Source organism: Hafnia paralvei (assembly GCF_020150375.1).
Classification (GTDB): domain Bacteria; phylum Pseudomonadota; class Gammaproteobacteria; order Enterobacterales; family Enterobacteriaceae; genus Hafnia; species Hafnia paralvei.
In genome coordinates this window covers 3,089,287-3,108,206 of the sequence record NZ_CP083737.1, presented here as the reverse complement: position 1 = coordinate 3,108,206, position 18,920 = coordinate 3,089,287, and the positions used below count along the sequence as shown (strand labels likewise).

Annotated in this window: 20 protein-coding genes; 15 read left to right on the top strand and 5 right to left on the bottom strand. The window is 48.9% G+C overall.

What is annotated here, in order from left to right:
* Nucleotides 1-5: 5 nt before the first annotated feature.
* From purF to hisP, 7 genes are all read left to right on the top strand, one after another.
* Nucleotides 6-1,523 (top strand): amidophosphoribosyltransferase, encoded by a 1,518-nt coding sequence (gene purF, locus K9N75_RS14600; protein WP_004092690.1) that lies wholly within the window; start codon nt 6-8, stop codon nt 1,521-1,523.
* A 256-nt stretch (nt 1,524-1,779) separates the two neighbouring features.
* Nucleotides 1,780-2,160: a helix-turn-helix domain-containing protein gene (locus K9N75_RS14595; protein ID WP_008814042.1), complete on the top strand. Its 381-nt coding sequence runs from the start codon at nt 1,780-1,782 to the stop codon at nt 2,158-2,160.
* A complete protein-coding gene (locus K9N75_RS14590) occupies nt 2,157-2,738 on the top strand; it encodes a UbiX family flavin prenyltransferase (RefSeq protein ID WP_008814041.1) in 582 nt (193 codons plus the stop codon). Before K9N75_RS14595 ends, K9N75_RS14590 begins: the two co-directional genes overlap by 4 nt.
* Before the next feature lie 366 nt (nt 2,739-3,104).
* Nucleotides 3,105-3,887, top strand: a complete 783-nt coding sequence (gene hisJ / locus K9N75_RS14585; protein WP_008814040.1) for a histidine ABC transporter substrate-binding protein HisJ — start codon at nt 3,105-3,107, stop codon at nt 3,885-3,887.
* Between the two features lie 81 nt (nt 3,888-3,968).
* Nucleotides 3,969-4,655, top strand: a complete 687-nt coding sequence (gene hisQ / locus K9N75_RS14580; protein ID WP_008814039.1) for a histidine ABC transporter permease HisQ — start codon at nt 3,969-3,971, stop codon at nt 4,653-4,655.
* Nucleotides 4,652-5,368 carry an ABC transporter permease gene (locus K9N75_RS14575; protein ID WP_039185427.1) on the top strand — a complete coding sequence of 239 codons (717 nt, stop codon included), beginning with the start codon at nt 4,652-4,654 and terminating at the stop codon, nt 5,366-5,368. Before hisQ ends, K9N75_RS14575 begins: the two co-directional genes overlap by 4 nt.
* A gap of 10 nt (nt 5,369-5,378) precedes the next feature.
* On the top strand, nt 5,379-6,152 hold the full coding sequence (hisP, locus tag K9N75_RS14570) for a histidine ABC transporter ATP-binding protein HisP (protein ID WP_224452616.1): 774 nt from the start codon (nt 5,379-5,381) through the stop codon (nt 6,150-6,152).
* 712 nt (nt 6,153-6,864) lie between these two features.
* Here the strand turns inward: hisP and K9N75_RS14565 are convergent.
* From K9N75_RS14565 to yfcG, 3 genes are all read right to left on the bottom strand, one after another.
* Nucleotides 6,865-7,770, bottom strand: a complete 906-nt coding sequence (locus tag K9N75_RS14565; RefSeq protein WP_008814036.1) for a TIGR01777 family oxidoreductase — start codon at nt 7,768-7,770, stop codon at nt 6,865-6,867.
* Between the two features lie 98 nt (nt 7,771-7,868).
* The gene (gene folX, locus K9N75_RS14560) at nt 7,869-8,246 is read right to left on the bottom strand and encodes a dihydroneopterin triphosphate 2'-epimerase (RefSeq protein WP_004092674.1); all 378 of its coding nucleotides are present in this window, start codon (nt 8,244-8,246) and stop codon (nt 7,869-7,871) included.
* A gap of 107 nt (nt 8,247-8,353) precedes the next feature.
* A complete protein-coding gene (gene yfcG, locus K9N75_RS14555) occupies nt 8,354-8,980 on the bottom strand; it encodes a GSH-dependent disulfide bond oxidoreductase (RefSeq protein WP_008814035.1) in 627 nt (208 codons plus the stop codon).
* 211 nt (nt 8,981-9,191) lie between these two features.
* Here yfcG and yfcF point away from each other — a divergent pair, with 211 nt between their 5' ends.
* From yfcF to yfcD, 3 genes are all read left to right on the top strand, one after another.
* Entirely contained in the window at nt 9,192-9,836 is a 645-nt protein-coding gene (gene yfcF, locus K9N75_RS14550) for a glutathione transferase (protein WP_008814034.1), read from the top strand.
* Nucleotides 9,837-9,973: 137 nt separating this feature from the next.
* Nucleotides 9,974-10,522 carry a phosphodiesterase gene (gene yfcE / locus K9N75_RS14545; RefSeq protein ID WP_020303664.1) on the top strand — a complete coding sequence of 183 codons (549 nt, stop codon included), beginning with the start codon at nt 9,974-9,976 and terminating at the stop codon, nt 10,520-10,522.
* Nucleotides 10,523-10,634: 112 nt separating this feature from the next.
* On the top strand, nt 10,635-11,249 hold the full coding sequence (gene yfcD, locus K9N75_RS14540) for an NUDIX hydrolase YfcD (RefSeq protein WP_008814032.1): 615 nt from the start codon (nt 10,635-10,637) through the stop codon (nt 11,247-11,249).
* 20 nt (nt 11,250-11,269) lie between these two features.
* Here yfcD and K9N75_RS14535 read toward each other — a convergent pair whose 3' ends face one another.
* Nucleotides 11,270-12,289 (bottom strand): LacI family DNA-binding transcriptional regulator, encoded by a 1,020-nt coding sequence (locus K9N75_RS14535; RefSeq protein WP_008814031.1) that lies wholly within the window; start codon nt 12,287-12,289, stop codon nt 11,270-11,272.
* 309 nt (nt 12,290-12,598) lie between these two features.
* Between K9N75_RS14535 and K9N75_RS14530 the strand changes: the two genes are divergently transcribed.
* The 5 genes from K9N75_RS14530 to K9N75_RS14510 all read left to right on the top strand — a co-directional run bounded on the left by K9N75_RS14530 (nt 12,599) and on the right by K9N75_RS14510 (nt 16,627).
* Entirely contained in the window at nt 12,599-13,042 is a 444-nt protein-coding gene (locus tag K9N75_RS14530) for a PTS sugar transporter subunit IIA (RefSeq protein ID WP_008814030.1), read from the top strand.
* A gap of 89 nt (nt 13,043-13,131) precedes the next feature.
* Nucleotides 13,132-13,401: a PTS sugar transporter subunit IIB gene (locus tag K9N75_RS14525; protein WP_008814029.1), complete on the top strand. Its 270-nt coding sequence runs from the start codon at nt 13,132-13,134 to the stop codon at nt 13,399-13,401.
* A gap of 38 nt (nt 13,402-13,439) precedes the next feature.
* Entirely contained in the window at nt 13,440-14,825 is a 1,386-nt protein-coding gene (locus K9N75_RS14520) for a PTS ascorbate transporter subunit IIC (protein WP_008814028.1), read from the top strand.
* Between the two features lie 9 nt (nt 14,826-14,834).
* Nucleotides 14,835-15,665 carry a transketolase gene (locus K9N75_RS14515; protein ID WP_008814027.1) on the top strand — a complete coding sequence of 277 codons (831 nt, stop codon included), beginning with the start codon at nt 14,835-14,837 and terminating at the stop codon, nt 15,663-15,665.
* Entirely contained in the window at nt 15,662-16,627 is a 966-nt protein-coding gene (locus tag K9N75_RS14510) for a transketolase family protein (protein ID WP_224451774.1), read from the top strand. Before K9N75_RS14515 ends, K9N75_RS14510 begins: the two co-directional genes overlap by 4 nt.
* 81 nt (nt 16,628-16,708) lie before the next feature.
* Here K9N75_RS14510 and pta read toward each other — a convergent pair whose 3' ends face one another.
* A complete protein-coding gene (gene pta, locus K9N75_RS14505) occupies nt 16,709-18,865 on the bottom strand; it encodes a phosphate acetyltransferase (protein ID WP_020303665.1) in 2,157 nt (718 codons plus the stop codon).
* Nucleotides 18,866-18,920 lie beyond the last annotated feature (55 nt).

Sequence of the window (18,920 nt, the reverse complement as noted above, 5' to 3'; positions counted from 1 at the left end):
ACAACATGTGCGGTATTGTCGGTATCGCCGGTTTTACACCGGTAAACCAGTCGATTTATGATGCGTTAACGGTGCTTCAACACCGTGGGCAAGATGCCGCAGGCATCGTCACTATTGATGCCAATAATGGCTTCCGTTTGCGTAAAGCGAACGGGTTGGTGAAAGATGTGTTTGAAGCACGGCATATGCTCCGCCTGCAAGGCAATATGGGTATCGGCCACGTTCGTTACCCAACGGCAGGCAGCTCTAGCGCATCTGAGGCGCAGCCGTTTTATGTTAACTCCCCGTTTGGTATTACCTTGGCTCACAACGGTAATCTGACGAATGCGCACGAACTTAAGCAGAAATTGTTTGAGCGTGCGCGTCGCCACGTCAATACCACTTCTGACTCTGAAATCTTGCTCAATATCTTTGCTCATGAGCTGGATCGTTTTGATCATTATCCGCTGGAAGTTGATAACGTATTTGCAGCGGTTGCGGCGACGCATCAGCAAATTCGTGGCGCTTATGCCTGCGTACTGATGATCATCGGCCACGGCATGGTGGCGTTTCGCGATCCAAACGGCATTCGTCCGTTGGTGATCGGTAAACGCGATCTGGAAGATGGCCGAGTAGAATATATGGTCGCTTCCGAAAGCGTGGCTCTGGATACGCTGGGCTTCGAATTCATCCGTGATGTTGCACCGGGTGAAGCGATTTATGTTACTGAGAAAGGGCAGTTATTTACCCGCCAGTGTGCCGATAATCCGAAGAGCAATCCTTGTCTGTTTGAGTATGTCTACTTTGCTCGTCCAGATTCCTTTATCGATAAGATTTCTGTCTACAGTGCACGTGTGCGAATGGGGCAGAAGCTGGGGGCAAAAATTGCCCGTGAGTGGGAGGATTTGGATATTGATGTGGTTATCCCGATCCCTGAAACCTCATGTGATATCGCGCTAGAAATCGCTCGTATTCTGGATAAGCCTTATCGTCAGGGATTTGTTAAAAATCGCTACGTAGGCCGCACCTTTATCATGCCAGGCCAGCAGGAACGCCGAAAATCAGTGCGTCGCAAGCTTAACGCCAATCGTGCTGAATTCCGTGACAAAAATGTGCTGCTGGTTGATGACTCTATCGTACGTGGTACGACTTCCCAACAGATTATGGAAATGGCTCGGGAGGCGGGTGCGAAGAAGGTTTATCTAGCATCGGCTGCGCCGGAAATCCGTTTCCCTAACGTGTATGGCATCGATATGCCAAACGCTAATGAGCTGATTGCACACGGGCGTGAAGTGAACGAAATTGCGAAAATCATTGGCGCTGATGGCCTGATTTTCCAAGATCTGAACGATCTCATCGAAGCCGTGCGTGAAGAGAATCCCGATATTGAGCAGTTTGAGTGCTCAGTATTTAACGGGATTTATGTCACCAAGGATGTGGATCAAGGCTACCTCGATTATCTGCAGTCGCTGCGCAGTGATGATGCAAAAGCGATACGCGGTCAGGAAGAAGCTGAAAATCTTGAGATGCATAATGAGGGGTAATTGCCTCTGCAAGCCATGTTAGATTGGCATTCTATTTTTAGCATCTGCTCGCATTTGGCCGCATTGACTATGTAGTTAATGAGTCATAAATTATTTATGTCCTATCTGCCCTGCATGGTGAAATTTACGTTGAAGTAGATTTTCACCATGCAGGTTTTTTTGCCTTGCGATAGTCCCAAAATGGGATAAGATTCACTTGTCCCAGAATGGGACTCATGGATGTTATGATGCCCATACCATAGAAATGGAGTGGTAGATGAATATTCGCCCAATCCGTAATGAGCAAGATTACAAAGCCGCTTTGAAAGAGGCCGCACGACTCTTTGAAAATCCCCCTGAGCCAAATACGCCGGAAGGGGATCAATTCGAAGTTATGCTTACGCTTATAGAGTCATACGAATCTAAGCACTTTCCCGTGGAGCTTCCCGACCCGGTTGAAGCTATTAAGTTTCGCATGGAGCAGTCAGGCTTGACGGTTCGTGATCTGACTGCGGCCATTGGGCATCCTAACCGTGTCTATGAAGTGTTGAATCGTAAACGTAATTTAACGTTACCGATGATTCGCCGTTTGCACTCCTTGTTTGGTATTCCAGCTGAGTGTCTGATTAAATCCACCAAAGTAGGCCAACACTCATGAAACGTTTAATCATCGGTATTTCTGGCGCCAGCGGCGTGATTTATGGCGTGCGTATGCTGGAAGTATTGCGCGGCGTGCCTGATATCGAAACTCATCTGATCATGAGCAATGCCGCACGGCAGACTCTGGCACTAGAAACCGATCTCCAACTGCGCGATGTACAGAGCCTTGCTGACGTGGTGCATGATGCGCGTGATATTGCCGCCAGTATCTCTTCGGGTTCGTTTAAAACCGCAGGTATGGTCATCTTACCGTGCTCGATGAAAACGCTGTCTGGTATTGTTCATAGCTATACCGATAACTTATTGACGCGAGCTGCAGACGTGGTGCTTAAGGAGCGCCGCCGTTTAGTGCTTTGTGTGCGTGAAACTCCGCTACATTTAGGCCATCTGCGCATGATGACCACGGCAGCAGAACTCGGCGCGATCGTGATGCCGCCGGTTCCTGCGTTTTATCATCGCCCACAGACGTTGCAAGATATCGTCGATCAAACGGTTAACCGCGTGATCGATCAGTTTGATATCGAGATTTCACAAGATCTCTTCACCCGCTGGGACGGCGGACATAAATCGCAGTAACACTTGTGCAACATTAGTGCGTTTTTGCAACATCGATCACTTTTGGTGCATAAAGTCTAATTTTCCCTCCTCAGGACCTGTCGTTTTGTCATTGCTGCTCTATCTTTGCTAAAGCAAAGCTGAGTGGCTCACTTCACTGATATCAGCGGTGTTCCGCATCCTTAGAATCGTTCCTTTGAGGATGCTGGCTCACCGCCAGCGTGTATCACGTGGTGAGTCAATGGGTATGGCATGAAATCTGCTACAGCTTTCAATGCGAGCCGAGCTTTCGCATAAATAACAATTTTAAGTCGATACATTGAGTTCGACAGACTGCAAACAACACAACGACATCACAACCATAAAACGTTTCCTTGAGGGTAAAGTATGAAGAAGCAGGTATTAGCAGTATCTCTAGTTTTAGCGATGGTTGGCTCTTCAAGCGTTTTTGCGGCGGTTCCGGATCATCTCAGAGTGGGCACCGATCCGACCTATGCACCGTTTTCTTCCAAAAATCCTCAAGGACAACTGGTGGGATTTGATATCGACTTAGCCAAAGAGTTGTGTAAACGCATCAATACTCAATGTACGTTTGTAGAGAGTGATTTCGATGCCCTGATCCCATCTCTGAAAGCCAAGAAGATCGACACCATCATTTCTTCCCTATCGATTACCGAAAAGCGCCAAAAGGAAATTGCTTTTACCGAGAAGCTCTACGCAGCAGATTCTCGCTTAGTAGCGGCTAAAGGTTCTCCTATTCAGCCAACGTTGGAGTCATTGAAAGGTAAACACGTCGGGGTACTGCAAGGTTCTACGCAGGAAACTTATGCGAATCAGCACTGGCGTCCGCAGGGTGTGGACGTGGTGCCGTATCAGAATCAGGATTTAATCTACGCTGATTTAGCGGCGGGCCGAATCGATGCGGCTTTCCAAGATGAAGTTGCCGCTAGCGAAGGCTTCTTGAAACAGCCTGTGGGCAAAGACTATGCCTTTGCAGGCCCATCGGTGAAAGACAACGCAATTTTTGGCGTAGGTACAGGCATGGGGTTGCGTAAGGATGATGCCGATTTGAAGGTTGCCTTGGATAAAGCCTTCGATTCGATGCGTAAAGATGGCACCTATGACAAGTTTGCTAAGAAGTATTTCGACTTTAACGTCTACGGCGGTTAATCCGAGGTGAGACATCCACCGTATTTTGTGCGGTGGGTGTCTGTGGGTTAAGTTTTTTCGCTATGAAATGGCAGGCTGAAGATGCTACAAGGCTACTCTCAACTCATTTTAAATGGTGCACTAGTGACGCTTGAGCTTGCGGTAAGCTCGGTGCTGCTTGCGGTGGCCATAGGCTTGCTCGGTGCGGCGGCAAAGCTCTCTCGTTCGTCTGTTCTGACGACGATTTTTGAAGGTTACACCACGCTTATTCGAGGCGTACCGGATCTTGTCCTGATGCTGCTGATCTTTTATGGCTTGCAGATGGTTTTAAACCAAATAACGGATTTACTCGGCTGGTCGCAGTTTAATATCGATCCGCTGGTTGCCGGCGTGATCACGCTGGGCTTTATCTATGGCGCTTATTTTACGGAAACGTTTCGCGGTGCCTTTATGGCTGTACCAAAAGGTCAGATCGAAGCGGCAACGTCGCTGGGATTTTCCGCCAGCAAAATTTTCCGCCGTATTTTGTTCCCAGCCATGATGCGCTATGCGTTACCGGGCATCGGTAATAACTGGCAGGTGATTTTAAAAGCCACAGCGCTAGTTTCTTTGTTAGGTTTGGACGATTTAGTCAAAGCCACTCAGATTGCTGGCAAAGGTACTTGGCAGCCATTCTATTTTGCCATCGTGGCGGGTGCGATCTATTTGCTCTTTACCACGGTGTCGAATGGTGTGCTGCTGATGCTCGAGAAACGCTACTCTGCGGGTGTGAGAAGGGCAGAACTATGAATGAAATTATTCATGAGTATTGGAAATCGCTGATTTGGACGGATGGCTTTCGCTTCACCGGAATCGCGATTACGCTGTGGTTGTTGATTGCTTCGGTGGTGATGGGCGGAATACTGGCCGTTTTTCTCTCCGTGGCTAGGGTTTCCCCAAAACGTTGGATTTCGATGCCGGTATGGTTGTTTACCTGGGTCTTTCGTGGCACTCCGCTGTATGTGCAACTGCTGGTGTTTTACTCTGGGATGTACACGCTGGAAATAGTCAAAGGTACCGAGATGCTCAATGCATTTTTCCGCAGCGGGCTGAACTGTACTTTACTGGCGTTAACGCTGAATACCTGCGCCTATACCACCGAAATCTTCGCTGGAGCGATCCGTGCGGTGCCCCATGGTGAAATCGAAGCCGCGAATGCTTATGGGTTTTCACGTTTTAAGCTTTACCGATGCATTATTTTACCTTCTGCGTTACGTACGGCATTACCTGCATACAGTAATGAAGTGATTCTGATGCTGCACTCGACCGCGCTGGCGTTTACCGCGACGGTACCGGATTTGCTGAAAGTGGCTCGTGATATCAATTCCGCAACCTATCAGCCTTTCACCGCGTTTGGCATTGCGGCCGTGCTATATCTGATTATCTCTTACGTGCTCATCAGGCTGTTCCGCAAAGCGGAAAAACGCTGGATGGCCCATGTTAATCCCTCACTTTCTCACTGAGCTGCCGTTGATGAATCCAACCAAACTTAACGTAATAGAGCTGCATAAACGCTACGGTGACCACGAAGTGTTGAAAGGTGTGTCACTGACGGCAAAAGCGGGTGATGTGATCAGTATTATTGGCTCATCGGGATCGGGAAAGAGTACGTTTTTACGCTGCATTAATTTTTTGGAGAAACCGAGCGAGGGCACGATTGCTATTAACGGCACCGATATCGGTTTGGTACGTGATACTGACGGCCAGTTAAAAGTGGGTGATAAAAAGCAGCTTCGATTGTTGCGTACGCGCCTGACGATGGTGTTCCAGCATTTCAATTTATGGAGCCACATGACCGTGCTGGAAAACGTGATGGAGGCACCGATTCAGGTTCTTGGTCTGAGTAAAGCGGAGGCGCATGAGAGAGCGATTCGCTACCTAGACAAAGTGGGTATTGATGAAAGAGCGCGAGGGAAATACCCGATCAATTTGTCTGGCGGTCAGCAACAACGTGTGTCTATCGCTCGTGCTTTAGCGATGGAGCCTGAAGTATTGCTATTTGATGAACCAACGTCGGCGCTCGATCCTGAATTGGTTGGTGAAGTATTACGCATTATGCAAAAGCTGGCCGAAGAGGGGAAAACGATGGTTGTGGTGACTCACGAGATGGGATTTGCTCGTCACGTGTCTAATCACGTCATTTTTTTGCATCAAGGGATAATCGAAGAACAAGGGCCGCCAGAGTTGGTGTTTGGTTACCCCAAAAGTGTGCGGCTACAGCAGTTTTTGTCGGGGGCATTGAAGTAGGGGGATTGCTGGGAGAGCATAATAGCCGCAGTACTTTTATACTAGAGTGGTGTGATTTTTCGTACTGCAGACATCACTGGCGTAGGCGTGAGAGCTGTGTAAGGTTTCGTACGCCTAAAGCACCTAAATCTGCATATACACTGTGCAGGCGTCCGAGTCGGGGGGCCAAGCGCTGCCCCCCGACACCCCAGCTAGGCACCGTTCTTCAGCCTGCTTCGCAGGTACCCGAATCTCGTCATTCCGGCTTTAACGGAACGAACGGCAATCGCGAGTATTCGGCGCATCCCTGCGCCTCACCCCTTCGGGGCCAACGCAAGCGTTGTTCAAATTTGCTCCAGGCAAATTTGTCCTGGCTCCTCCGTTCTTTCGCCGACATCCCTCCCTTCGGCTGAAGAACAACGTGCCGGAAAAGGTCAAAGGCAAAAGATAAAGACCACACCCTGTTTTTGTATTTTTAATTGTTTAAGTCTTGGTAGGTAGAGCCGGCACGACAGGGATGTCGTGACGGAGTTTGGGGCGCCCTGGATGGGCGATACCAAACCGTAGCGGAGATGGCGTCTCGGATAAAAGCGCGCGAGTTGAGAGCCCCCGCGCAACGGGGCTCTCATCGGTCGCCTTCGCCAGCGGTGGCATGGAAACGCATTTGCTGACAGGCGAACGAAACATTTCACTGCAATCCCATAAACGATCGGTGAACTAAACCTCTGCCTACTTAAAATTCCTTCCCCAATACATTCCTCAATGCATCTTCCAACTCAAAATACCTAAACCCAAACCCCGCTTCTTCTAAGCGTTTTGGCACGGCGCGCTGTCCTGTAAGTACCAGTACGCTGGCTTCGCCCATCAGGGTTTTGATTGCAAATGCTGGAGTACGTACTACCGTTGGGCGTCCTAAAATTTCACCTAACGTTGCGATAAACTGTTCGTTATGAACCGGATAGGGCGCGGTCATGTTGAACGGGCCATTTAATGTTGGGCATTCCAGCAGATAGAGAATGGCGTTGACCATATCATCGATATGGATCCACGGCATGTACTGCCTGCCGCTACCCATTTCGCCTCCTAAGCCTAAACGGAACAGTGGCAGCATTTTGCTTAATGCGCCGCCGTTGGGTGAAAGTACGATCCCTGTTCGCATTAAACAAACACGCGTTTTATCACTGGCAGCTTGCAGAGCAAGCCCTTCCCAGCGAGCGCAAAGATCGTGGGTAAACTCGTGATGCGGCGGATCTTCTTCTGTGACGAGCGCTTCATCCTGATCGCCGTAATAACCGACCGCAGAACCCGAAAGTAGCACAGAGGGCGGTTTGGCACTGTTGTGGATCAGTTCGACGATGCGCTGGGTAATATCCCAGCGGCTGTGACACAAGCGCTGCTTTTGCTCTTCGCTCCAGCGCTTATCGGCAATAGGCTCGCCCGCTAAATTGATAACGGCATCATAGCCATCAAGGTTTGACAGCGCATCTAACGAGGTGACGTAGCTAACGTTATCCCCTAGTCTTTCTCGTCCTTTTTGCGGATCTCGGGTTAAAACCGTTAGCTCGTGGTGTAGCGTCTGAAGACGTTGGCAAAGAGGTTTGCCGATAAGCCCCGTTCCGCCGGTAATAAAAATACGCATAAGCCTTCTCCAAGATCAGGGATATGTATACCCGATATACCTTAGGCTGCATTAGCCATTGTTGCTGGCCGCATCTCCAGTTGTTCGGGTATATGTCGTTATTTATCAGCCTTACGGTAGCGCATAGTCATCGAGACGGAATCCGCGTAGCGTAGCGCGTAAAGCTTATCGACCTCTACTTCAGCATAGGTGACCCAGTGGTGTTCACAAGCGATGTCGAGAACATCTTGGGTTAATTTTTCCAGCAGCGCGAAACGATGTTCCTCTACGTGAGCAATGATGCGTTTCGTGATGGTACGGTAGTTAAGCGCATCGGCGATATTTTCGCTTCTCCGTGCTTGTTCTGCTGGGTAGTGGATCACAACGTTGATAACAACGTCTTGTTTATTATTGATTTCTTCTTCTTTTATCCCGATGAAAGTACGCAGCCGCAGGTTTTTAATCCGAATGATGGCATCAGGCTGTAAAAAGCTCATAGGGTATCCTTATCAAATGCGATGTCGCATTCAGCATACAGGGAAAATTGGCGATTGATAATAGAAGAGGGATTGCGACCAGCACCGTGAGTGCTGGCCTGAAACCATTATTCTTGTGGCAGGTTGTACGCTTTTTTAGTGGCGGGGCGCGCAGAGATACGTTCAAACCAGTTACGTACCGCAGGGAAGTCTTCTAAATCGATGCGCTGGCGCGCATGCGGCACCACCCAAGGATAAATCGCCATATCGGCAATGCTGTATTCATCGCCAGAAACATAGGCATGTTTCTGGAGCTGTTTGTCTAAAACGGTATACAGGCGTTTGGTTTCAACCTGATAGCGTTCGATAGCATAGGGAACAGGCTGGGGAGCATAGTGATTGAAGTGGTGGTTTTGTCCCAACATTGGACCAAAGCCGCCTACCTGCCAAAAGAGCCACTGGAGGGTGGAAGCGCGTGAACGCAGCTCCTGACTGATGAAACGTCCGGTTTTTTCTGCCAGATATAGCAGTATTTCGCCTGACTCGAACAGGCTTAATGGTGCGCCGCCGTCAACAGGCTGACGATCGACGATGGCTGGAATTTTGTTATTCGGCGAGATGGCTAAAAATTCGGGTTTGAACTGTTCACCAGCGCCGATATCGACGTGATGGATGCGGTATGACAGGCCAGATTCTTCGAGAAAAAGCGTTATTTTATGGCCGTTTGGCGTCGGGGCGTAATACAGGTCGATCATGATGTCTCCCAGAAAAATCAAGCGGTAAGAGGAAGCGTATCCTTCTGACTATAGTCCAAAAGCCACAGCGGTGAAAGCGATGGTGTTGCAAAAATGTATAATTAAGATTGAATGAAATATCTACTCTGTTACATGATTTCATCGCTGCAAAAGTACGTAGGCATGTAATACTGACACTCCTAATGTTTTGTCCTATTCCTCAGGAGGCAACATGAGTCATCCGGATATTACGCTGTATTCTGACAGTCATTTTTTTAGTCCTTATGTGATGTCGGTCTACGTGGCTCTGAAAGAAAAAGGGCTGAGATTCGAACTGGAACCCGTTGACTTGGCAGAGCATGAAAATCAGCAGGAGGCGTACGCCGAGCTATCCCTGACGCGTAGGGTGCCAACGTTGTTGCATGAAAACTTTTCTCTCTCTGAATCTTCGGCGATTACGGAATATCTGGATGAGGTGTTTACCGCACCGGATTTTGCGTCGCTCTACCCACATGACAAACAAAAGAGAGCCAAGGCTCGCGAGATTCAGGCATGGTTGCGCAGCGATCTCATGCCGATTCGCCAAGAGCGCTCTACGGAGGTTGTCTTTGCTGGACTAAAGCCACCTGCGCTAAGTGAAGAGGGGGTGTATGCCGCGGCTAAGCTTATCGCCGGAGTTGAACGTCTGTTGTTGGAAGGACACCAAAACTTATTTGGCGAATGGTGTATCGCAGATACTGATTTAGCGCTCATGCTCAATCGATTGATTATGGCGGGAGATGCCGTGCCTGAACGGTTGGTCGAGTATGCACATTTCCAGTGGCAACGCGCGTCCGTGTGCCAGTGGCTGGCTTTATCGGCCGCTAAACGACGCTAAAGCGATTAAGTGTTGTTAAAACAAGCAACTGATGAATCAATCTGGTTAAAAGTGGGCAAACAAGGCTTTGTAGGCTGGCGGGCAATGATAGCCATCGTTACACTATGGGCATTACTCCTATTCAACGAGAACCGCATATGAAGCTGATGTTTGCCTCGGATATTCATGGCTCTCTCAGCGCGACGCAGCGCGTGCTTGAGTTGTTTGAACAAAATGAAAGCCAATGGCTGATTATTCTGGGAGATGTGCTCAATCACGGGCCGCGCAATCCACTGCCCGAAGGCTATAATCCGCCTCAGGTCGCAGAGCTATTAAATAAGTTTGCTGACAAGATCATCGCTGTTCGTGGCAATTGCGATAGTGAAGTCGATCAGATGCTGTTGAAATTCCCGATGATGGCGCCTTGGCAACAAATCTTGCTCAACAATCAAAGATTGTTTTTAACCCACGGTCACCTTTATCATCCCGCTGAGCTACCGCCATTGAGCCAAAAAGATGTGCTGGTCTACGGACACACACACTTGCCGGTAGCAGAGCAACGTGGTGATATTTATTGTTTCAATCCTGGCTCGGTTAGCTTACCTAAAGGTGGAAATGTCCCTAGCTTTGGGATGCTTGAACACGGAGTCTTAAAAGTCTGCGCCCTGAACGGTACAGAGATACTGGCAGAAGTCGCAATCGACTGATTTTTTATTTTATGGCATTTTCGGTAGGATCTGCGTGCGCTGATGTTGCACATAAAGCAGATGCGATGAACAAACTGCGTGCGTCAGTACGCTAAGAAAAAGGTTTCAGAGGATGGTGGAACAAACGCTCAACACCGGGTTGGAGTGGGTCGATATCGTTGACGAAAACAATGATGTCATTGCTCAATCGACTCGTGCGCAAATGCGCGCTCAATGTCTGCGTCACCGTGCAACCTATATCGTGGTTCACAATGGAATGGGGCAGATCCTGGTTCAAAAACGTACCGATAACAAAGATTTTTACCCCGGTTGGCTAGATGCAACCGCAGGGGGCGTTGTTCAAAGCGGTGAGAACATGTTGGATTCAGCACGCCGTGAAGCGGAAGAGGAACTGGGTATTGCCGGTGTTCCCTTTGCCGATCACGGTATGTTCTATTTTGAACAAGACAATTGCCGTGTTTGGGGCGCTCTTTTCAGCTGTGTGTCTCACGGGCCTTTCGCTTTGCAGGAGGAAGAGGTTGAATCTGTTCGCTGGATGACCCCAGAAGAGATTACGGCTGAATGCGACAGCTTTACGCCGGATTCTCTCAAAGCCCTCTCGTTGTGGATGACGCGCAATAGCGACAAGCACTATCAGCCGATGTGTATTCAAAAAAGTACGCCATCGGCAAAAGTCTCTAGCGAAACCGAAGCGGAAGACGTACCGCAGAACGAAAGCGAAGAGTAGCGATTCCACTTTTTGTCGGCTTAGCAACTGCTCCGTTTGCATAATACTGAGCTGACAGGAATAGTGGCTTGGGTTGCTTGCTGATTCAGGCGCGCCAGCAGTGCGTTGGCAGCCTGAATTCCTATCTCTTTAAACGGTACCGCGGTGGTTGTTAGCGGTGGCTGACATACCTGACTGACATCACGATTGCCGAATCCCGCCACCGCCAACTGGCTTGGTACGCGAATATGCCGTCGTTGACACTCATATAAGACGCCGCAGGCAAGTTCGTCAGAGGCACAAATCAACGCATCTATTTCAGGCCAAGCCAGAATAAACTCCGGTAGTAGATTCGCACCGGTAGAAAAATTAGCCGGCTCGGCGGCGTTAATTACACGGTGTGGCGAGAAATGGCTGCGCAACAACGCTTGATGCCAACCGTGCAGATGCTGTTGAAATACCCACGGCTCTTGGTTAGCGCACAGCAAACCAATGTTTTCATACCCGCGCTCGATAACGTGACGGGTGAGATTGAACATGGCATCGGCATAATCTATCCCGATGTTGATATCGATAGGATCCTCACGGATTGCACCAATTTCAACCACGGGGATCTCTGCATTCTTCAGCCACTGCCGCGTATTATCGCTTTGTTCAGTACTCAACAAAACAACCGCGGCCAGACTGGCCGACAGAAGATTTTCCAACATGTTTGTTTCACGTTCTTCATCACGTTGAGACTCAGAGAGCGTGAGTTGAAACCCTGCCGGTTGCAGCACGCTTTGTAGGCCGGCAAGCATCTGGGCACAGCCAGCCTCAGTAAATGAGGGAACGACCACAGAAATGGTGCGACCGGCTCCTGACGCCAACGCGCTTGCGGCAAGGTTTGGCACATAGCCCAGTTCGCTAACGGCAGACTCGATTTTTTCTCTTAGCTTATCCGAAACCTGATCGGGCGTGCGAAGCGCGCGTGACACGGTCATAGAACCCACACCGGCGAGTCTGGCTACATCGGCCAATGTCACTCTGCCGGTACTACGTCGTTTTTTAATGATAGGCATGCTTGTTCCTAACGGAGCCTAGGCTGCAGTGACACTATTTTAGCTAAAAAAATAGATTAATCATCAAACTACTTACTGACCTAGCGTGAGATATTGTCATATCGGCTGCTTTAAAGTTATGCATCCTCGTTGTTCATAGAATAAACATCTATTTTTGATAGCGCTATCACAAATCCAATAGATAGCGTTTTTGGTAGCGCTATCTTTAAAGGTATCGTCTCCTTACACCACTCAATCATGTGATGACCGCGGGTTTAAATGACCCACAGTTAAAGGTTATCGACTGAGGTCATCCGCTTAGGAGAGACAATGCTAAACACTTGGTTAACTGATGACACGATACAAATTCGTGAGCGTGTGGATTCTTGGCAGGAGGCGGTAAAACTCAGCGCTCAGCCGTTGTTGCAAAAAGGCATTATTACTCCTGACTATCTTGCTGCGATTTATCAGCAACATGAAAAACTGGGTCCCTACTATGTTTTGGCTCCGGGAATAGCGATGCCACACGCTAGACCAGAAGAGGGGGCTAAATCTCTCGGGCTTTCACTGCTAAGCGTCAAGCAAGACGTTTTGTTTTATTCTGCCGACAACGATCCTGTTAATTTAATCGTTATGCTCTCGGCACCGGATAGTCACAGCCACATTGAATTAATCTCTCATCTGGCTGAATTTTTCTCAGATGATGATGCGGTAAAAAAAATTCATCAGGCTACTACCATAGAGGAAATTAAAACCATCATCGAAAAATATTAATTTCTACTTAATTTAATAACCCAATGATCAAAACATCAGGATTACCTGCGGGACTCCTGCATTCAAAATAAATCACCGAGGAACAAATAATGAAAATTATGGCGATATGTGGTTCAGGGTTAGGCAGTAGCTTTATGGTTGAAATGAATATCAAGAAAGTACTCAAAAAAATGGGCGTTGACGCCGAGGTAGAGCATTCCGATCTCTCCTCGGCTATTCCCGGTGAAGCAGACCTGTTTGTTATGGCAAAGGATATTGCTGCGAGTGCTAGTATTCCTGATAACCAATTGATTGTGATTACTAATATTATCGATATAAATGAGTTAGAAACTAAACTACGCGCTTATTTCAATAAATAAAATAATCGACAGACTCCCAGATAATTAGCGAGGTGGATATGTTTATCCAAGAAACGCTTAAGTTCATCGTTGATATATTAAAGGTTCCCGCCGTATTGGTCGGTTTAATTGCGTTGATTGGTTTGCTCGCGCAAAAAAAATCGTTCAGTGATGTGGTAAAAGGTACGGTAAAAACTATTTTAGGTTTTATCGTATTAGGCGGCGGTGCGGGTGTATTAGTGGGTTCTCTGAATCCATTAGGTGGCATGTTTGAACATGCATTCAATATTCAAGGCATTATCCCTAACAACGAGGCCATTGTATCTATAGCACTCGAAAAATACGGTGCAGCAACTGCGCTAATCATGGCATTCGGCATGGTGGCTAATATCGTCGTTGCTCGTTTTACCAAGTTGAAATACATCTTCCTGACGGGTCATCATACGTTTTATATGGCGTGTATGATCGGGATTATTTTAACCGTAGCGGGTTTTGAGGGCGTGCAATTAGTCTTTACGGGAGCGTTGACGTTGGGCTTAGTCATGGCTTTTTTCCCTGCACTGGCGCAACGCTATATGCGGAAAATTACCGGCAATGACGATATTGCTTTCGGTCACTTTGGTACGCTTGGCTACATTCTTTCTGGCTGGATTGGCGGACGCGTAGGTAAAGGCTCTCGTTCGACCGAAGAGATGAATCTGCCTAAAAACCTGAGTTTCTTGCGCGATAGTTCAATTTCAATCTCTCTGACCATGATGGTGATTTACCTGATTATGGCGGTGAGTGCGGGTTCCACCTTCGTTGAGGCAACCTATAGCGCCGGTCAAAACTATCTGGTTTACGCCATTATTATGGCGATCACTTTTGCCGCCGGTGTATTCATCATCTTGCAGGGAGTGCGCCTGATTCTGGCAGAAATTGTGCCTGCATTTACCGGTTTCTCAGAGCGCTTAGTGCCGAATGCACGTCCGGCACTCGACTGCCCAGTGGTTTATCCCTATGCACCAAACGCGGTGTTGGTCGGTTTTCTGTTTAGTTTTCTCGGCGGACTGGTGGGATTATTCTTACTGGGCCAATTCAATCTGGTGCTGATTTTGCCAGGTGTTGTGCCGCACTTCTTTACTGGTGCTACCGCAGGCGTGTTTGGTAATGCAACCGGCGGGCGTCGTGGTGCGATGCTTGGAGCTTTTGCCAACGGTTTGTTGATTACGTTCTTACCCGTTCTATTACTCCCTGTTCTTGGCGCTTTGGGTTTTGCTAACACGACCTTCTCGGACGCTGATTTTGGCGCCATCGGTATTGTGTTGGGCAACATGGCGCGCTTCATGAACAAGGACATGATTATGGTAGTTATTATTGCGATCTTTGCGGCACTTGTGGCGCATAACTACTTCTTCTCTCGTAAGAGCTCACCCTCCACGTCCTCCGACGGTGTGAATAAATAAGGGGTCATTATGCTTAACCTAAATGAGGTTCAACGCTACGCGACAGAAATTCGCGTGGAAACGTTGAAAGCGCTAACCAACCTAGGATTTGGCCATTATGGCGGTTCGATGTCGGTAGTCGAAACGCTGGCCGTGCTGTATGGCGCGGTGATGAATATTGACCCATCGGATCCTGAGTGGGAGGCGCGCGACAATTTCGTCTTATCCAAAGGCCATGCGGGACCAGCGCTCTACAGTGCGTTAGCACTCAAAGGCTATTTTCCGCGTGAGGACCTAGCGACGCTAAACCAAAATGGCACCCATTTTCCGAGTCATCCCGATCGCTTACTAACCCGTGGCGTGGATGCCACAACGGGGTCGTTAGGGCAAGGGGTATCCATAGCGACAGGAATGGCATTGGCACATCGCTTGGCCGGGCGTAAAAACCGTGTGTTCTGCATTTTGGGGGATGGTGAGCTCAACGAAGGGCAGTGTTGGGAGGCATTCCAATTTATTGCCCATCATAATCTGAATAACTTGACGTTGTTTATTGATTATAACAAGCAGCAGTTGGATGGAACCTTGGATGAAGTGATTAAACCGTTTGATCTTAAGGCGAAATTCAGTGCATTTGGTTTCGATGTTGTCAGCGTGAAAGGTGACGATATTGCTGCAATCTATGATGTTGTTGCCCCAGTTCGCACCAGTGAGCAGCGGCCTCGCGTCGTGATACTCGACAGCATAAAAGGCCAAGGGGTTCCTTACATCGAGCAGCTGTCTAATTCGCATCATCTGCGTTTAACTGCCGAAATAAAAGCTGAAATGCTGAAGTCAATTGAGACACTGGAGGCTTCGCTATGAGCCATGAATTCTTGCCGTTACAGAAAGATAAAATTGAAATGCGTAAGGTCTATGCTCAGGCGATGCGCGAGCAGTTCATGGAAAATACGCCGGTTATTGCCTTAGAAGCTGATTTGATGAGTTCAATGGCGATGGATGCCGTTCATCGCGATTTTCCACAGCAGGTGATTAACTGCGGAATTATGGAAGCAAACGTGATTGGTACTGCCGCGGGGCTTTCATTGGCTGGCCGAATTCCTTTTGTGCATACCTTTACTGCTTTTGCTAGTCGCCGTTGTTTTGATCAGCTTTTCATGTCTGTTGATTATCAGAAAAACAACGTCAAGGTGATTGCGTCAGACGCGGGCGTGAGTGCCTGTCACAATGGCGGAACCCATATGTCATTTGAAGATATGGGGATCGTGCGTGGTTTGGCGCATTCGGTGGTCATGGAAATGACGGATGCCGCGATGTTCCGTGACATTCTGCGACAACTCGTCGATTTGAAAGGCTTCCATTGGGTAAGGACTATCCGCAAGCAGGCCTATACTATTTATCCTGAAGGCACTGAATTTACCATCGGTAAGGGAAAGGTTTTACAGGATGGTAAAGATATCACGCTGATCGCCAATGGCATCATGGTGGCAGAGGCTTTACAAGCCGCAGAGATACTGAAACAGCAGGGATACAGCGTGGCGGTTATTGATATGTTCACTTTGAAGCCTATCGATAAAGACCTGATTATTGAATACGCAACAAAAACAGGGCGAATCGTCACCTGTGAAAACCATAGTATCCATAATGGGCTGGGTTCAGCAGTGGCAGAAGTGCTGGTTGAAAATTATCCGATACCAATGCGACGCGTTGGAATTAAAGAGCGCTACGGTCAGGTGGGAACGCAGGATTTCTTGATGAAGGAGTATGAACTGACGGCGGAAGATATTGTGAAACAGGCGGAAACGTTGTTAAACGATAACATGTAATCCCCATGAGCGCTGTAGTCTATTGATACCTATGAAAAAGGCTCCCATTGGGAGCCTTTAAAGCACATAGGTAATCAGAGATTACTTAGCAGCTGCCGCCGCAGCCTGTGCAGCCTGAATCGCAGTCAGAGCAACGGTGTAGACGATATCGTCAACCAGTGCGCCACGAGACAAGTCATTTACCGGCTTACGCATGCCTTGCAGCATTGGCCCGATAGAAACCAGGTCAGCAGAACGCTGTACCGCTTTGTAAGTGGTGTTACCGGTGTTCAGGTCTGGGAAGATGAACACGGTTGCTTTACCCGCCACTGGAGAGTTAGGCGCTTTAGACTTCGCAACGTCAGCCATGATTGCCGCATCATATTGCAGAGGGCCATCGATGATCAGATCAGGACGTTTTTCCTGAGCCAGACGAGTTGCTTCGCGTACTTTCTCAACGTCGCTGCCTGCACCAGAGTTGCCGGTAGAGTAGGAGATCATGGCAACGCGTGGTTCGATACCGAATGCAGCCGCAGAATCAGCAGACTGAATCGCGATTTCAGACAGCTGTTCAGCCGTTGGATCTGGGTTGATCGCGCAGTCACCATAAACCAGAACCTGATCAGGCAGCAGCATGAAGAACACAGAAGAAACCAAAGAGCTGCCTGGCGCTGTTTTAATCAACTGCAACGGTGGGCGAATAGTGTTTGCTGTGGTGTGGACTGCGCCAGATACCAAACCGTCGACTTGGTTTTGTTCCAACATCAGCGTACCCAGAACCACGTTGTCTTCCAGTTGTTCGCGAGCAACAACTTCGGTCATGCCTTTGTTCTTACGCAGCTCAACCAGACGTGGAACGTACTGTTCACGAACGACATTTGGATCGACGATTTCGATGCCTTTACCCAGAACAACGCCCTGAGCCGCTGCTACGCGCTGGATTTCTTCTGGGTTACCCAGAAGAACACATTCAGCGATACCGCGTTCAGCACAGATAGCGGCTGCTTTAACGGTACGTGGTTCGTCGCCTTCTGGCAGAACAACGCGTTTGCAAGCTTTACGCGCCAGTTCGGTCAGTTCATAACGGAATGCCGGAGGAGACAGACGACGTGAACGCTCAGAGGCGGCAGTCAGAGAGTCGATCCACTTGCTATCGATATGGCTAGCGACGTAGTTTTGCAGTTTCTCTACGCGCTGATGGTCGTCAGCAGGAACTTCGAGGTTGAAGCTCTGCAGGCTCAGAGATGTCTGCCAAGTGTTAGTGTCCACCATGAATACTGGCAGACCCGTCTGGAATGCACGTTCGCACAGCTTAGCAATGCGCTCGTCCATATCGTAACCACCGGTCAGCAGGATCGCACCGATTTCCACGCCGTTCATCGCAGCCAGACATGCGGCAACCAGTACGTCTGGACGGTCGGCAGAAGTGACCAGCAGAGAGCCTGGACGGAAGTGCTCCAGCATGTGAGGAATGCTGCGAGCACAGAAAGTCACAGACTTGATACGACGAGTTTTGATGTCGCCTTCGTTCACGATGCGTGCTTTCAGGTGATTCGCCATGTCGATTGCGCGAGTCGCGATCAGCTCAAAGCTCCAAGGCACACAGCCCAGAACTGGCAGCGGGCTATTTGCCACGAGCTGTGCAGTGTCTAGGTTTGCAACGCTGGCTTTGTTAGAGTCATCAAAGATTTCAGACAGATCTGGGCGAGTACGACCCTGATCGTCAACCGGTGCATTCAGCTTGTTGATGATCACGCCGGTGATGTTTTTGTTTTTGCTGCCGCCGAAGCTAGAACGAGCCAGTTCGATACGCTCTTTAACCTGAGACGCAGTGTCATTACCCAGCGCCATAACGAAGACGATTTCAGCATTCAGGGTTTTGGCGATTTCATAGTTCAGCGCGTTAGCAAACTGGTGCTTACGTGTTGGAACCAAGCCTTCAACCAGAACAACTTCTGCGTCTTTGGTATTTTCGTGGTAACGAGCAACGATTTCTTCCATCAACACGTCCTGCTGGTTAGAGCTCAGCAGCGTTTCAACGTGAGACATGCGCAGTGGTTCTGCAGCAGGGATTGAAGAGTTAGCGCGGATGATAGTGGTAGTTTGATCAAGAGAATCGCCGCCGGTGCGTGGCTGGGCGATGGGCTTGAACACGCTAAGGCGAACACCTTTTTGCTCCATGGAGCGGATGACACCCAAGCTAACGCTGGTCAGGCCAACGCTGGTGCTGGTGGGGATCAGCATAATTGTACGTGACACGATAAAACCTCTTTACGGTTGTTCAACTGGCTGAACGGATGTTGGTGTGCTCAGT